The following is a 14,360-nucleotide window of genomic DNA, read 5'->3' as shown; positions in this document are numbered from 1 at the left end:
GTGCGTTCACCTTCCCGCCGTGAGGCGTGTGCGGACTCGGTCGCCGAGGCTGTTCAGCGAGTAAACGGTGGCGAAGATCGCGAGACAGGGCAGCGCGATGAGGAACGGAGTTTCGGTGAGGTTGTCCTTGCCCGCGGCGATCATCGAGCCCCAACTCGGGGCGGGCGGCGGAATCCCGACACCGAGGAAACTCAGCGATCCCTCGATGACGATCATGTTCGCCATGACCACCACCGCATAGGAGGCGAGTGCGGGCAGGCAGTTCGGCAGCAGGTCCCGGGTCATGACCCGGAAGTGAGTCGCGCCGAGAATCCGCGCGGCGAGGATGTATTCCTTGCCCATCTCGGCCAGGGCGGCCGCTTTGGCGATCCGCAGAAACGGTGGAACGAACAGAATGCCCAGCGCGGTGACGAGCGTGGCGATCCCCGGGGTGACTACGACGGCGAGCGCGAGCAGGACCAAGAGCGGAGGAAACGCCATGAGCGTGTCGGTGAGCAGCGCTATGCCCCGCTCGACGCGCCCGCGCCGGTACGCCGCCCACAGCCCGAGGGCGGTCCCGACGACGCACGCGATAGCGGTCGCGCCGACGCTGACCAGCAGGGAGATCTGCGCGCCGTGCACCAATCGGGCGGCGACCGAGCGCCCCACGGAATCGGTGCCGAGTAGCGGGCCGTCCGGTCCGAAAGGCGGCAGGCTGGGCGGGCCGACTGGCGCGGTCGGATCGGGTAGCGGTAGCAGGGAAACGAATACCGCGCCGAATATCAGGACGGAAAGCCATACCAGCGCCGGATACACGGACAGAGACCGCTTCGATACGGGCCTCGCGGCGGCGTTCATCACCTTCATCGGGTCCTCACTCTCGGATCCAGGACCGCATAGAGGCCGTCGACGGCCATATTGATCACGATGTAGACGACCGCGATGAAGACGACGACGCCTTGAACGAGGGTGACATCGCGAGCTGGAATAGCTTGCAGCACCAGGCTGCCCAAGCCGGGTAGGGCGAACAGGCTCTCCACGACGACCGAACCGGCCAGCAGCCGCCCGAATGTCACGGCGGCGACTGTCAACAAGGAGAACGACGAGGGCCGGATGACGTGCCGGGTGAGTATGTACCAGCGTGGGAGGCCCCGCGCGGTGGCTGTGGTCACGAAATCCTCGTTCAGCGTGGCGATCACATCGGCCCGGAGCAGTCGGAAGAAGGCCGGCGCTTCGCCCAGCGCCAGGGCGAGGGCGGGGAGGAACGCGAACATCACGTTTGTGCCCAGCCCCTTGGAAATCGGCGACCATCCGGCGATCGGAAACCAACCGGTGACGACGGCGAGCAGGTAGATCGACAACACTCCGGCGACGAAAACTGGTATCGACATGAGGATCGACGCGATACCGCTGCTCGTGCGGTCCACCACCGCGCCTTCCTTGGACGCCGAGTAGATCGCGGCGGGAACCGCGATGAGCAGTGCTATCGCCAGCGCCAGCACGGTCAGTTCCAGCGTGACCGGAACGCGCGCGAGGATTTCGCTCAGCACCGGTTCGCCCGATTGAGTCGAGTTGCCGAAATCGCCCTGCACGGCATGGAGCAGCCAGCGGAGATAGCGAACCGGAAGAGGTTGATCCCAGCCGTTTTCGGCCTCGAGCGCAGCGATATCCGCGGCGGTGGCGGTCGGGCCGAGGATCGCCGCGGCCGGCGACCCCGGGAGCAGGCTGGTCAGCAGGGTCGCGCCGAAGGTGACCAGAAGCAGTACGGCGCCGAAATGTGCGAGGCGCCCGAGGGGGCCGGCGAATCGTATTCGTCCGGGGCGCGGCCGTAGTGCGGAATTCACGGTGTCCGGACTTTTCGCCGGCTCGGTGATCAGTGGTGTCATGACGAGGCGTTCCCGATCCTGTCGTAGAGGAGCGTGCCGTCTCCGCTGAGTTCGAGCCCGATCAGGTCGGGCCGGTGCACGGTATAGGCGGCCTGTTCGCGGAAGGGGAGTACCGGCAGTTGGGCGCGGACGATGTCTTCCACTGTTCGGTAGGCAGCGGTCCGCGCCTGTTGATCGGTGGTCGAGCGGGCGGTGTCGAGCGCGGTGTCGAGTGCGGGATCGCTGATACCGGAGTAGTTGGTCTGGCCGTTGGTGTACAGCAGGTTGTAGAGGTTCGGGTCCGGATCGGCGACGGGCACGATCTGCGCCGTCAGGTCGTAGTCGCGGTTCCGGAATACCCGCTGGTCCATCGTCGTGTTGTCGACTATGTCGATACGTACTGTGACGTTTCGAAAGGTGCCCAGCCTGCTCTGCAGGTATTCGGCTGTGCGCCGGAACAGTCCACTCTGCGCGGTGGTGATTGTGAACGAGAGCGGTTTTCCCTCGCTCGCCAATTCGTCGAACAGCGCTTGTGCGAGGGTTTTGTCGTGAGCCACCAGCGCGGTATCGCCTCGGGTGTTGAACGGTGAACGGGCTCCGAAGAGGCCTGTCGGCGCGGCCGAGCCCGGATCGATCACGGCGGCGAGATCGCCGAGGTCCAGTGCGGCGGCGACGGCGCGCCGGGCGCGCAGGTCGGCGAACGGGCCCTGCCGCGTATTGAACACGAACATGGGGCCGCCGCCGGCGGGCGCCTCGGTGACCGAGAGCCGGCTCTGCGCGGCCCGGCGGCGGTAGCTGAGATCGGAACCGGGTACGGCGGCCTGGGCCTGTCCGCTCGCCACCAGGTTCACCCGCTGAATCGGGTCGGCGACCACCAGAAATGTGACGCGGTCCAGGTAGGGCCGGTCCGGGTCGTAGTAGGCCGTATTCCGGGTGAGCGTCATATGGTCGTCACGGACCCATTCGTCCAGCACGAACGGACCGGCGCCGACCGGCCTGTTCGCGAATCCTTTCGGGTCCGATTCGATCGCGGCGGGGGAGCCGAGGTAGGCCAGATTGGTGGCCAGGACGCGGTCGAAGCTGTTGTTCGGTCGGGCGAGGCTGAACACCACCTTGCGCGAATCGACCTTCCGGAAGTCGATGCCGTCGAGCAGTTTCGCCAACGGTGATCTGGTCCCCGGGGCGAGGATGCGCCGGTAGTTGTAGACGACGGCATCGGCGTCCAGGGCTGTGCCGTCGGAGAAGCGCAGATCCGGGCGCAGGGTCAACGTCCATGTCGATCCCTGGTCGGCGGTCGACATGGATTCCGCCAGGCCGGGTGAAACCTCACCGCTGGCGGCACTGGTCGACAGCAATTGGCCGAAGATCGCGGCCATGCGGTTCGCGTCCCCGGACGGGGTGAGGTTGAACAGTTGCGCCGGGTCCAGACCTCGGACGGCTTCGACTCCCAGCACGATGGTTGTCTCACCGCCGTGCTCGGGTGGGCCCTCCCGCGGTGGTGCCGGGTGGACCGCGGCGCTGGAGGCGCAGCTGACCACCCCTCCGGTAATGACGACCGCCAAGGCGGCGACCAGCATCTTTCGAATGGTCGACGACAAACGCCGCTCCTGACCTGTGATGTGGATCTCGATTGCGGCGAACTGTGGCGTAGACAACAGTGCGGCCGCTCGCCGACTATTACACAAAGATGTACGGGCGTCAATTAATCTGTATCCAATTGGTGCCGTCCATTGCGACCTGATCGAAGATCGGGAGGAGTCCCAGAGTGGTCGAGTCCGTGCGTGTTCTGCCTCGTGCGCAACAGGGTGCGCAACCGCAGCGCCTGTTGACGACCCTGCTCGGCGACTACTGGTTCCACCGCGCCGAACACCTGCCCTCCGGTGCGCTGGTGCGGCTGCTGGAGGAGTTCGGGATCACCGCGCCGTCCGCGCGAGCCGCGGTACGCCGTGTCGCGGAGCGGGGTCTGCTCGCGACGTCGCGGCACGGGCGCGCCACGGCCTATGGACTCCCGCCGCACGGCCAGGAGGTGATCGTCGGGCATATGCGCCGGTTGTTCGCCTTCGGTGCGCGGGCGCCGGAATGGGACGGCAAGTGGACTGTGGTCGCGTTCTCGGTGCCGGAGGGGGATCGAGATGCGCGCCGCGCACTGCGGGACGGGTTGCGCCGACTCCAATTCGGGACGCTTTTCGACGCGGTGTGGTTCTCGCCGCACAACAGGAGCGACGCTGTGCTCGCCCTGGCGGACTCGCTGGGGCTCGCGAGTGTGACGGTGCTGCGCGGTGAAGAGTTGTCACGCGGGCTCATCGAAGACGTCGTTCCCGGCTCCTTCGAGCTGGATGTGCTCGACGCCGGATACCGCGGATTTCTCACCGCCTATCTCCCGTGCTGGCAGGCGATGGCGGTGTCGACGGTGTCGCCGGCGCAGGCGCTGCGGCTGCGGACCGAGATCGTGACCGACTGGCGGGTGTTTCCGACGTTGGACCCGAACCTCCCAGCCGAACTGCTGCCGTCGGACTGGCCGCGAGCCGCGGCGCGGGCTTTGGTCGTCGATGTGTACAACAGTCTGGGAGCCCGTGCCGAGCTCCGCTTCCGCGAGATCGTCGCGCAATTCGATCCCGGGCTGGCCGCCTTGGCCGACCATCACCTGTTCGCCGAATCGGCGATCGGGTGATCGCTCGCTCGATGCGCCGGTGCATGAACTCGGTGCGTGACAGCCACCGGTGAGCAGTGTGTCCGCTACTCCTCCGACTCGGGTCCAGTATCGTCACCTTTGTGACGAACGCAATGGAAGTGCATGAGGATTCCGGTACCGCGGTGAAGCCGCAGGGTCTGTTGCTCACGGTCCTCGGGCGGTATGTGCTCGGTCGCGACGTGGTCCTGGGCACGTCGGGAGTGCTCGACGTCTTCGCCTCGCTCGGCGTCGGTGAGCACGCGACCCGCTCGGCTCTGAACCGGATGGTGAAACGCAACCTGTTGACCAGGCATCGGTTCGGTCGGAACGCCTACGTCGGTCTGACACCGCGGGCGCAGGCGATCCTGCAGGACGGGCACGCCCGGATCTGGCGCACCGGCGCGACGGAGGACAACTGGGACGGCAGCTGGACGCTGCTGAGTTTCAGTTTCCCCGATTCGTGGCAGAAGCAGCGCCACGACTTGCGAGTTCGCCTGCAATGGGCGGGATTCGGGTTGTTGCAGGGCGGGCTGTGGATCTCGTGCACCACCCGGGACGTCGGGGAAATCCTCGAGGGGGTGGCGGGCGCCGACCGGGTACGTGTGTTCCACGGCCGCGCCGATTCCGGGATGGACGTATCGGCCATGCTGCGCGACGCATGGGATATCGCCGGCATCGCCGACCGGTATGCGCAGTTCCTCGATCGCTGGTCCGGTGCCGATGAGAAGCGGTCGGTCGGTCCGTTGGCGACCCAGCTGCTGCTGGTCACCGACTGGCTGGAGGTCATCCGGCAGGATCCGCGGCTGCCGTTGGAACATCTGCCCGCGGACTGGCCCGCCGTGCCCGCGCAGCGACTGTTCCGCGATCTGCACGACCGGCTGGATCCCCCGGCTCGGCGGGAGGCGGCCGAGCGTCTCGAGCTGCGTCCGCTCGGCGAGGAATGAACTCAACTTTAGTCACTTTCTTGACGGCCACAATCAATTAGACTAACTTCGGCCCTGTTGCACGCATCACTTTCGGGCTTCAGGGACCGCGGGTCTCGAGGCTCTCCGACGCACAAGCGAGGGACCACAATGAGGCTCGAACGTTCCAGAGCCCTGTTTGCCGCTGTCGCGCTCACCGCTCTGGCGCTGACCGGATGTACATCGATCGACCAGAAAGGCGTCGACAGCCAACAGCTCTCGGGGCCGGGCGACAACGCCGGTGTGCTCTACGACCGGCTTCCGCAGGCGATCAAGGACAAGGGGGAGATCGTCTTCGCCGGTGACTCACATCCGCCGTACCGCACCGTGGGCCCGGACGGCAAGACGGTCACCGGTATGGATCCCGACCTCCAGCAGGCGCTTTCGGGCGTACTCGGCATCCCGATCCGCACCGAGATCACCAGTGGGCTGCCCGCCATGCTCTCGGGAATGCTGTCGGGACGGTACGACGCGTTCAACGGTCCGGTGAAGGCGACGCCGGAGCGGCTCACCCAGTTCGACGGTGTGCAATGGCTGACCAGTCGCACCTCCTACCTGATCCCGCTGACCGGCGGGATATCGGCGCAGAACACCGACCAGCTCTGCGGCACTCGATCCGCCGGGGTGGTCGGGTCCATTACCGAGGAGCAGGTCCGCAAACTGGCGGCCTGGTGTGTGGATCGGGGCGAGCGGCCCGTCGAGTTCGTCGGTCTCGCCGATACCAATTCCACCCTGCTGGCGGTGCAGTCGGGTCGCGCGGATTCGGCCGCCCTCACTCAAAGTGGGGCGATCGATACCGCTGCCACGCAACCGAATACGTGGCGGGCCGTCGCCCAGACCGAAGAGCAGGGCGCCCTCGCCGATCAACTGGTGCTGCTGTCGCCCAAGGCAAATCAGCTCGCGCCGGTTTTCTACGAGGCGTTCACACTGCTGTTCGACGGCGGCCAGTACGCCGAATTGGTGAAGAAGTGGCAACTCGAGGATATCGCCGTTCCCGCTCCCGTTCTCAACCCCACCCCGGCTGACTGACCGCGCCGCGGTATTCACCTGCGACCGAGGAGCGAAGAAACCGATGACCACCGTTCTGCCCGCCCGGACCCTCCGGCACGCACCCCATGACACCGATGTCTCCCGCGCTCGCCCCCGCCTGCGGCCGCTGCGCTGGATGGTATCGGTCGTCCTCCTGGTATTCGCTGCGCAGCTGGTCTCCTTCGTGCTCACCAACGACCGTTTCCAGTGGGACATCGTGTGGGGGTATCTGTTCTATCCGTCGGTCCTGAAGGGCCTGGCCATGTCGGTGTTCATCACCGTCGTCGGGATGGCGGTCGGCTCACTGCTCGGAGTCGGGCTGGCTGCCGGGCAATCCAGCGATTTTCTGCCGGTCCGGATGGTGTGTCGGCTCTATGTCGGCCTCTTCCGCGGTATTCCGCCGCTGGTGCAGCTGATCTTCTGGTTCAATCTCGCCTATCTGCTGCCGGAGATCTCCCTCGGCATCCCCTTCGGCGCGACCTTCGTATCGTGGTCCTCGACCGAGCTCATCAGCCCGCTCACCGCGGCATTGATCGGTCTCAGCCTGCACGAGGCCGCCTATATGTCGGAGATCATCCGCTCGGGATTGGGCGCCGTGGACACCGGACAGCGCGATGCGGCTCTCGCGATGGGTTTCACGAAATGGCGGACGTTCTCCCGCGTCATCCTGCCGCAGGCCATGCGGGTCATCGTGCCGCCCACCGGAAACCAGTTCATCTCGCTGCTCAAGGGGACATCTCTGGTCTCGGTGATCGCGATGACCGATCTGCTGTTCTCGGTCCAACTGATCTACAACCGCACCTACCAGGTGGTGCCACTGCTCATCGTCGCCTGTGTCTGGTACCTGGTCGTCGTCTCCCTGCTGACGGCCGTGCAACGCCGGCTCGAGCGCCGGTACGGCACGGGCCTGCGGCGCGCGGAGAGCCCGAAACGATCCACCTGGCGCACCGCACTCACCCGAGGAGTGATCTCACGATGAACGACCGGCCGAAGACCGTGGTGCGGGTATCGAAGCTGCGGAAGACCTTTCATGGAACCACCGCCCTCGACGGAGTGGACCTGGATGTCGCCGAGGGCCAGGTGGTGGTGATCCTGGGGCCGTCCGGCTCCGGGAAGTCGACACTCGTCCGCTGCATCCACCAGTTGGAGGAGATCGACGGCGGTGCCGTTCATCTCGACGACGAACTGCTGGGATTCGCCCACCGGCACGGCGCTCTGCGCCCGCTGACCGATGAACAAGTGGCCCGCCAGCGGCGGCGGATGGGGATGGTCTTCCAGCAGTTCAACCTCTTTCCGCATTGGACCGTGTTGCGCAATATCACCGAGGCCGCGGTCGCCGTTCACGGAATGTCACGTGACGCTGCTCGGGCGCATGCTGAATCGCTGCTGGAAAAGGTAGGACTGCCCGATAAGGCGCAGGCATACCCACGACAGCTCTCCGGTGGGCAACAACAGCGGGTGGCCATCGCACGCGCCGTCGCCACCCGGCCCCGCGTGCTGCTGTTCGACGAACCGACCAGCGCGCTCGACCCCGAACTGGTCGACGAGGTGCTGGCGGTGATCAAGGATCTCGCCCGGACCGGTCTGACGATGATCGTGGTCACCCACGAGATGGAATTCGCCCGGCAGGTCGCCGACTGGTGCGTCTTCATGGACCGGGGCAGGATCGTCGAGCAGAACACCGCCGCCGAATTCTTCGAACGGCCGCAGACCGAGCGGCTGCAGAAGTTCCTCACCCGATTCACCCAGTCGCAGCAGGCGCTGCGCGACCGTGAACTCGTGGAGGAGACATCGTGAAACAGATCTGCACGATCGCCGCCGTCGGCGACCTGGTCCTCGACGAACCGCGGCCCGAGTTCTACTTCGCGCCGAGCGCGCATCTCTTCCACGCGGCCGATGTCGCGGTAGGGCATATCGAGGTTCCGCATTCGACCAGCACCGTCCAGGCGAGCACCGATGTGCCCGCACCGCCCGCCGACCCGGCGGCACTGGCGGAAGTCGCGGCCGCCGGCTTCGACATTGTCACCCTGGCCGGCAATCATTTCTACGACGTCGGGACCGAGGGCGTCCGCGATACCATCGCGCATTCGCGGGCGGCGGGGCTGGCGACCGCAGGCGGCGGGGCGAATCTCGCCGACGCCCGCGAGCCCGCCGTACTCGACGCGGCCGGCCTTCGCGTCGGCGTACTCAGCTACAACTGTGTCGGACCGCGCGAGTCCTGGGCGGCATCGCAGAAGGCCGGAGCCGCATATGTGAAGGTGCTGACCCACTACGAACTCGACAGTGCCACGCCCGGCGGCCCACCCACCGTCTACACCTTCGCCGCGCCGGACAGCCTCGCCCGCATGACAGAAGACATCCGCGCGCTGCGTGATCGGGTCGATGTCGTAGCGGTCGCCCTGCACAAGGGAATCGGGCACACTCCAGCCCTGCTGGCCGACTACGAATCGCCGGTCTCCCGGGCCGCGATCGACGCGGGCGCCGATATGGTGATCGGGCATCACGCGCACATCATGCGTGGCATCGAGATCTACCACGGCAAGCCGATCTTCCACGGGCTGGGCAATTTCGTCACCGTCACCCACGCGCTGAGCCCGACCGGCGGCGATTCCGCCGAGCGCCGCGCATGGGCCGATCGCCGGCAGCGGATGTTCGGTTTCGTCCCGGATCCGGCCATGCCGTCCTACCCGTTCCACCCCGAAAGCCGCAACACCGCGGTCGCGATATGCACATTCGATGAGGATGGCCTGAACACGGCCGGTTTCGTCCCCTGCTGGATCGACGACGACGCGCGCCCGATACCGCTCACCGCCGATGACCCGCGGGCCGCGGGGGTGGTGGCCTATATCGAGAAGATCTCGCGGGCCGCCGGTTTCGACACCGAGTTCCGGTGGCAGGGCGACATCGTCGCCGTCACGGCTCCCGCAGCACAGCAAAGGATTCGATGATGTCCCAGCGACCACTCGACGGAAAGGTCGTGCTCGACCTGACCACCGCTCTCGCCGGTCCCTATGCGACGCTGCTGCTCGCCGGGCTCGGTGCGCGGGTGATCAAGATCGAGAATCCGGAGCGCGGCGGCGACGCCGCCCGGAACAATTCGCCCTATGTCACCCGCGACGGTCTGTCCGTGCACCGCACCAGCGCCGAAGATATGTCGGTATCGATGCTCTCGCGGGGCAGGAACAAGGAATCGATCACGCTCGATTTGAAAGACCCGCGCGGCAAGCAGGTCTTCCTGGACCTCGCCGCCGCGGCCGATATCGTGGTCGAGAACTACAGCGCGGGAGTCACCCAGCGGCTCGGCATCGATCACGCCGCGGTCGCCGCGGTCAATCCACGGCTCGTCTACACCTCGATCAGTGGCTTCGGCGCCCAGGGCGGCCCCGGTACGGGCAAGGCCATGGACACCATCATCCAGGCGCTGAGCGGTGTCATGATGACGGCCGGTAGCCCGGGAGATCCTCCTGTCCGGTTCGGGTTGCCGGTCGGCGACCTGGTCGCTCCGCTGTTCGCCGTTATCGGCACCCTCTCGGCGGTCCTGCAAGCCGAGAGCACCGGCCGTGGTCAGCACGTCGATGTGTCCATGCTCGGCGCGCTGACCTCGATGGTCGCCGCCGAGCCGTTCGACGCCTTCGAGATGATCGGACTGCCCACCCGCACCGGCGCACTGGTGCCCCGGTTGGCCCCCTTCGGCACCTTCGAGGCCGAAGACGGGTATTTCGCGATCTGCGCGCCGACCGACGGATTCGCCCACGGCGTCCTGACCGCGATCGGCCGGCCCGATCTCGTCGCCGACCCCAGGTTCGCCCAGCGGGACGGGCGTGTCCACAACGCCGCCGAACTGCACGCGATGATCGGCCGGTGGGCCGCGGACAAACCGCTCGCGAAGGTGATCGCCGACCTCGAAGGCCACGGCGCGCCCTGCGCCGAAGTCCGCGCGCCCCGCGACGCCGTGCGTGACCCGCTGGTGGTGGGCCGCGGCGATGTCGTTCCGCTCGCGCACCCCACGTACGGCACGGTGGTCGAGTTGTTCGGTAGCGGTCTGCCCATCACCATGTCCGACAGCGATACGAGTCTCGACCGCCCGGCCCCCGCTCTCGGTGAGCACACCGCACGGGTGCTCACCGACCTGCTCGGTTACGACGAGGACCGCATCGCCGGGTTGGTCGAGAGCCACGTGCTGTGATGGAACAGGCTGTCTCCGAACGGGTGCGGCAGCGCTACGCGAGCCGACTCGAATCGCAACGCACGACCTCCGACGGTCCGGTGATCGGCGTTGTCGGTGGGGACGTTCCGCTCGAGATCATCGAATCCTGCGGAGCGCGCGCCTATCGGCTCTCGGCCGTCGACCGGCCCGCCGACGCTACGGCGGTGGGTCTGCTCGGCGGTGCGGTCGACGCCGCGGCGCATTCGATCCTCGAGCAGATTCTCGCCGGAGACTTCGATTTCCTCCGCGGACTGGTGATATCCCGCGACAGCCAGGCTTCGCTGCGACTGTTCTATGTCCTGCGTGCGCTGGCGGCGCAGGGCCGCGATCTACCGCCGATCCATCTGGTGGATATCCAGCACCTCCGGCGGGACTCGACCGAGCGATACAACAGGAGCCGGCTGGCGAAATTCGGCGCGACTGTCGCGCAGTGGACCGGCCGCCCCTACACAATCGAGAGTCTGCGCACCGCGGGTGCGGCGCGGACACTGCTCGCGCATTCGCTACGGCAGCTTCGTGAGCGGCGGTGCGCGGCGGATCCGACGGTCTCGGGCGCGACAGCCCTGCGACTGTACGCGTTGAGTCAGACCGCGCCGCCCGAAGAGGCGGTGGCGCTGATCGATTCGGTGCTGGCCGATCCCGAGCCGATGACGAACCGGCTGCGAGTGTTCCTGACCGGAAGCACCCACGACCACGACGGGGACTACGTCGCCCTCGAGTCGATGGGTTGCCAGGTGGTGGGGGAGGACCACAGCTGGGGAGATCCGTTCGTGGACTTCTGGACCGAGCTCGAGGACATCCCCGACCTCGATGCCGCGCACGCCGCGATCGCGTCACATCGCCTGTACGCCGGGGCGATGGCCCAGACTTCGGGACTGAGCGAGCGTGCGCGCTACACCGCGGCGTGCGCGCGGCGTGCCCGCGCCGATGTGGTGCTGTCGCTCGTCCGCCGCAACGACCCCGCCCCGGGTTGGGACTATCCGGCGCTGGTCCGGGAACTGGACGGCCGGGTGCGGACCGAGAAACTGACCGGGGCGACCTACACCTGGCCGCGCGCGGAACTGGCCGCCGTCCTCGCGCGGCCGGCCGCCGAAGAGAATGAGACAGCGACACGATGAGCGCAGCGCAGGCACCGACGGGCCGGCTCGCCGCGGCGACAGCGGCGACCGCATACCAGAAGACGTGGTTCGCCCGGATGCGCGCCGAGGTGGCCGCCGGCGCCCCGCTGGCGTTGGTCAACGCGGACGCGCCGCAGGAAATATTGCGGGCGATGGGCATTCCCTATGTGGTCAACCAATGGTGGGCGTCCGTCGTGGCCGCCAAGCGCCTGGGCCCGCAGAGTCTGGAAAGTATTTCCGCACAGGGTTATCCGGACGACTCGTATCAGTACGACGCGATCGGACTGGGGTCGATGGATCTGCCCGAGGATCGGGCGCCCTGGGGCGGATTGCCGCGTCCGGATTTCGTGATCGCCGAATGCAGCGGGGACGCGACCCGGAAGGTATTCGACCTGTGGGCGCGACATCCCGATACCGAATTCTTCGCCTTCGAGCGCTCCTCGGCGACCACCGCGCCCGACAACTGGTGGGACATCGTTCCGCACCACTGGGAGCAGGCCTACGCAACCGATCGCCTCGACTTGATGACGAGTGAGAACTGGCAACTGGTCGAGTTCCTCACCGAACGGACGGGCCGGTCGTTCGATATCGGCCGGCTGGCGGCAGTGATGGATCTGGTCAACGAGCAGGCCGAATGGAACCGGCGCACCCGGGACCTGATCGCCGCGTCACGACCCACACCGGTATCGATCAACGACAGTATTCCCGCCGTGATGATCCCGCAGTGGCATCGCGGCAGCGAGTGGGCCCGGGACGCGGCCCGCGCGCTGTACCGGGAAGTGGAGCAGGCAGTGCGCGCGGGACGAACGATCTGCCCCGGCGAGCGGGTGCGGTTGATGTGGATCGGGCGCGGATTGTGGTTCGACCTCGACCTGTACAAACGGTTCCAGGACGACTACGGGGCGGTGTTCGTGTGGTCGATGTACCTGGCGATCGCCGCCGACGGATACCTGCGATACGGCGCGGATCCGATGCGCACCCTCGCGGCCCGATTCACGGGTTTCACCGATCAGCTCTACACGCCGCCCTGGTCGTCCCAGTGGTACGTCAAAGAGGCCCTCGCCCACGGTATCGACGGCGTCGTGCACCTGGTCGCCGACGATGTCCCCGGCGGGACCTTCACCACGGCGGCGCTGGAGCAGGCGGGTATTCCGGTACTCGAGATCAATGCCAGCAACGCCGACTCGCGCGGAGACACCGCGGCCGTGGTGGAGCGTTCGATCAGGGACTTCCTGGAACGGCGGGTCACGGCCTGACAGCTCATGCCCTCCCTTTTCCCGCGGCCGCTGCGCAGACGTAATTTCGTCCTCTACTTCACCGGTCAGATCACCTCCAACACCGGCGTGTGGTTCCAGAACCTGGCGCTGAGCCTGTGGATCGTCGAGACGACCGAAAGCGCTCGGGCACTGTCGCTGGTGACCGTCTGTCAGTTCGCGCCGATCCTGCTGTTGTCCGGGCCGGCCGGTGCGGTCGCCGACCGGTTCCGGGCGCGCCCGGTCCTGCTCGCAACGGCCGCACTGTCCGCCCTGTGCGCGTCGGCGCTGGCTTTCGCGGCCGGTACCGACGGCGGACGGTTGCCTGTACTGCTCGGGATCGTCGCGGTCGGCGGGGTCGTCCAGGCCTTCGAACGTACAGTCGGCCAGGCGTTCCTGTTCGAGCTCGTCGGCGCGCAGGAACTCGGCGCGGCGGTATCCCTGAACACCGTGGCGATGTCGGCGGCCCGCTCGATCGGCCCCGGTCTGGCGGGGATCGCCTATGCGACAGTCGGTCCGGCGGCATGCTTCGCGATCAATGCCGGCAGCTACAGCTTCGCGATCGTCGCCCTGTGCCTGATGAGCTCGAAATCTTTCGAACACCGGCGCGTTCGCCGTAGCAGGGGCGTGGAGGGTTCCGTGCGATCGCTTCTCGCCGAGAAGAATCTGCGTCGACTGTTCGCGGCCAATATCGCGGTGACGGTGCTGGCGATGAACTTCATGGTGGTCGTGACGGCCATGGTGACGTTGACCCTCGGCGGCGGCCCCGCGCAGCTCGGCGCCGCGCACGCCCTCAACGCCGTCGGGGCTGTGATAGGGGGCCTGGTGATCTCGATGGCGCCCAGCACGCGCCTGCGGACCACCGCGATCGCCACCGCGGTGCTCGGCATTGCCCTGGGGTGCGCCGCGGCGTCCCCGAATATTATTTTCTACCTGGCTGTTTCCCCGCTGATCGGGGTGGGGCTGGGCGCGTTCCAGAGTTCGCTGAACAGCACGGTCCAGACGATCGGTCCGCCGCACTTGCTCGGCCGGTCCGCGGCTCTGCTGACGATGACCAGCGTCGGCGTCGCGCCGATCGGCGCGGTCGTCGCGGGGACGATCGTCGACGGCGCGTCCGCTCGTCTCGCCATGGTCCTGGGGACGCTGACCTGCCTGGTGTGCGGCGCGGTGCTCGACCGTGGTGCGCGCCCGCCTCGTTCGCGCACCCCCACGGCGGCGGAACCGCATGCAGCCCGGGCCGACTGATGGGATCTACGTCGGTCGGCGGTGCGCCCGT

Annotated in this window: 13 protein-coding genes; 10 read left to right on the top strand and 3 right to left on the bottom strand. The window is 67.1% G+C overall.

The genetic code is table 11. From position 1 onward, the window contains the following. Nucleotides 1–6: 6 nt before the first annotated feature. The 3 genes from OG804_RS10365 to OG804_RS10355 are packed head-to-tail and all read right to left on the bottom strand — an operon-like array spanning nt 7 to nt 3,442. Nucleotides 7–846 carry an ABC transporter permease gene (locus OG804_RS10365; protein WP_328396325.1) on the bottom strand — a complete coding sequence of 280 codons (840 nt, stop codon included), beginning with the start codon at nt 844–846 and terminating at the stop codon, nt 7–9. Further along, nucleotides 843–1,865 (bottom strand): ABC transporter permease, encoded by a 1,023-nt coding sequence (locus OG804_RS10360; protein WP_328396323.1) that lies wholly within the window; start codon nt 1,863–1,865, stop codon nt 843–845. Before OG804_RS10360 ends, OG804_RS10365 begins: the two co-directional genes overlap by 4 nt. After that, a complete protein-coding gene (locus OG804_RS10355) occupies nt 1,862–3,442 on the bottom strand; it encodes an ABC transporter substrate-binding protein (protein WP_328396321.1) in 1,581 nt (526 codons plus the stop codon). The genes OG804_RS10360 and OG804_RS10355 overlap by 4 nt, the downstream gene beginning before the upstream one ends. Before the next feature lie 167 nt (nt 3,443–3,609). On the opposite strand from OG804_RS10355, the gene OG804_RS10350 reads away from it, so the two are divergent. From OG804_RS10350 to OG804_RS10305, 10 genes are all read left to right on the top strand, one after another. Further along, nucleotides 3,610–4,515, top strand: coding sequence for a PaaX family transcriptional regulator (locus OG804_RS10350; protein WP_328396319.1), 906 nt, complete (start codon nt 3,610–3,612; stop codon nt 4,513–4,515). A gap of 101 nt (nt 4,516–4,616) precedes the next feature. Further along, nucleotides 4,617–5,459: a PaaX family transcriptional regulator gene (locus OG804_RS10345; RefSeq protein WP_328396317.1), complete on the top strand. Its 843-nt coding sequence runs from the start codon at nt 4,617–4,619 to the stop codon at nt 5,457–5,459. Nucleotides 5,460–5,588: 129 nt separating this feature from the next. After that, nucleotides 5,589–6,506, top strand: a complete 918-nt coding sequence (locus OG804_RS10340) for a transporter substrate-binding domain-containing protein (RefSeq protein WP_328396315.1) — start codon at nt 5,589–5,591, stop codon at nt 6,504–6,506. A 43-nt stretch (nt 6,507–6,549) separates the two neighbouring features. Then, nucleotides 6,550–7,485 carry an amino acid ABC transporter permease gene (locus OG804_RS10335; RefSeq protein ID WP_328396312.1) on the top strand — a complete coding sequence of 312 codons (936 nt, stop codon included), beginning with the start codon at nt 6,550–6,552 and terminating at the stop codon, nt 7,483–7,485. Beyond that, nucleotides 7,482–8,303, top strand: coding sequence for an amino acid ABC transporter ATP-binding protein (locus tag OG804_RS10330; protein ID WP_328396310.1), 822 nt, complete (start codon nt 7,482–7,484; stop codon nt 8,301–8,303). Before OG804_RS10335 ends, OG804_RS10330 begins: the two co-directional genes overlap by 4 nt. Next, nucleotides 8,300–9,454 carry a CapA family protein gene (locus OG804_RS10325; protein WP_328396308.1) on the top strand — a complete coding sequence of 385 codons (1,155 nt, stop codon included), beginning with the start codon at nt 8,300–8,302 and terminating at the stop codon, nt 9,452–9,454. Before OG804_RS10330 ends, OG804_RS10325 begins: the two co-directional genes overlap by 4 nt. Then, on the top strand, nt 9,451–10,692 hold the full coding sequence (locus OG804_RS10320; protein WP_328396306.1) for a CaiB/BaiF CoA transferase family protein: 1,242 nt from the start codon (nt 9,451–9,453) through the stop codon (nt 10,690–10,692). Before OG804_RS10325 ends, OG804_RS10320 begins: the two co-directional genes overlap by 4 nt. Further along, nucleotides 10,692–11,831 carry a 2-hydroxyacyl-CoA dehydratase family protein gene (locus OG804_RS10315; RefSeq protein WP_328398300.1) on the top strand — a complete coding sequence of 380 codons (1,140 nt, stop codon included), beginning with the start codon at nt 10,692–10,694 and terminating at the stop codon, nt 11,829–11,831. Before OG804_RS10320 ends, OG804_RS10315 begins: the two co-directional genes overlap by 1 nt. Further along, nucleotides 11,828–13,087: a 2-hydroxyacyl-CoA dehydratase family protein gene (locus tag OG804_RS10310; RefSeq protein ID WP_328396304.1), complete on the top strand. Its 1,260-nt coding sequence runs from the start codon at nt 11,828–11,830 to the stop codon at nt 13,085–13,087. The genes OG804_RS10315 and OG804_RS10310 overlap by 4 nt, the downstream gene beginning before the upstream one ends. A gap of 6 nt (nt 13,088–13,093) precedes the next feature. After that, complete coding sequence (locus OG804_RS10305) at nt 13,094–14,329, top strand: MFS transporter (protein WP_328396302.1); 1,236 nt, start codon at nt 13,094–13,096, stop codon at nt 14,327–14,329. Nucleotides 14,330–14,360: the final 31 nt, after the last annotated feature.

The sequence above is a fragment of the Nocardia sp. NBC_00416 genome, from assembly GCF_036032445.1.
In the GTDB taxonomy this organism is placed as follows: Bacteria; Actinomycetota; Actinomycetes; order Mycobacteriales; family Mycobacteriaceae; genus Nocardia.
Note: the sequence above shows the minus strand (reverse complement) of the source record. Positions and strands in the feature narration are given on the sequence as shown.

Bases quoted from the DNA above. Each gene is read 5' to 3' on its own strand.
- OG804_RS10365 (WP_328396325.1), bottom strand. From the start codon at position 846: ATGAAGGTGATGAACGCCGCCGCGAGGCCCGTATCGAAGCGGTCTCTG.
- OG804_RS10360 (WP_328396323.1), bottom strand. From the start codon at position 1,865: ATGACACCACTGATCACCGAGCCGGCGAAAAGTCCGGACACCGTGAAT.
- OG804_RS10340 (WP_328396315.1), top strand. From the start codon at position 5,589: ATGAGGCTCGAACGTTCCAGAGCCCTGTTTGCCGCTGTCGCGCTCACC.
- OG804_RS10335 (WP_328396312.1), top strand. From the start codon at position 6,550: ATGACCACCGTTCTGCCCGCCCGGACCCTCCGGCACGCACCCCATGAC.
- OG804_RS10330 (WP_328396310.1), top strand. From the start codon at position 7,482: ATGAACGACCGGCCGAAGACCGTGGTGCGGGTATCGAAGCTGCGGAAG.
- OG804_RS10320 (WP_328396306.1), top strand. From the start codon at position 9,451: ATGATGTCCCAGCGACCACTCGACGGAAAGGTCGTGCTCGACCTGACC.
- OG804_RS10315 (WP_328398300.1), top strand. From the start codon at position 10,692: ATGGAACAGGCTGTCTCCGAACGGGTGCGGCAGCGCTACGCGAGCCGA.
- OG804_RS10310 (WP_328396304.1), top strand. From the start codon at position 11,828: ATGAGCGCAGCGCAGGCACCGACGGGCCGGCTCGCCGCGGCGACAGCG.
- OG804_RS10305 (WP_328396302.1), top strand. From the start codon at position 13,094: ATGCCCTCCCTTTTCCCGCGGCCGCTGCGCAGACGTAATTTCGTCCTC.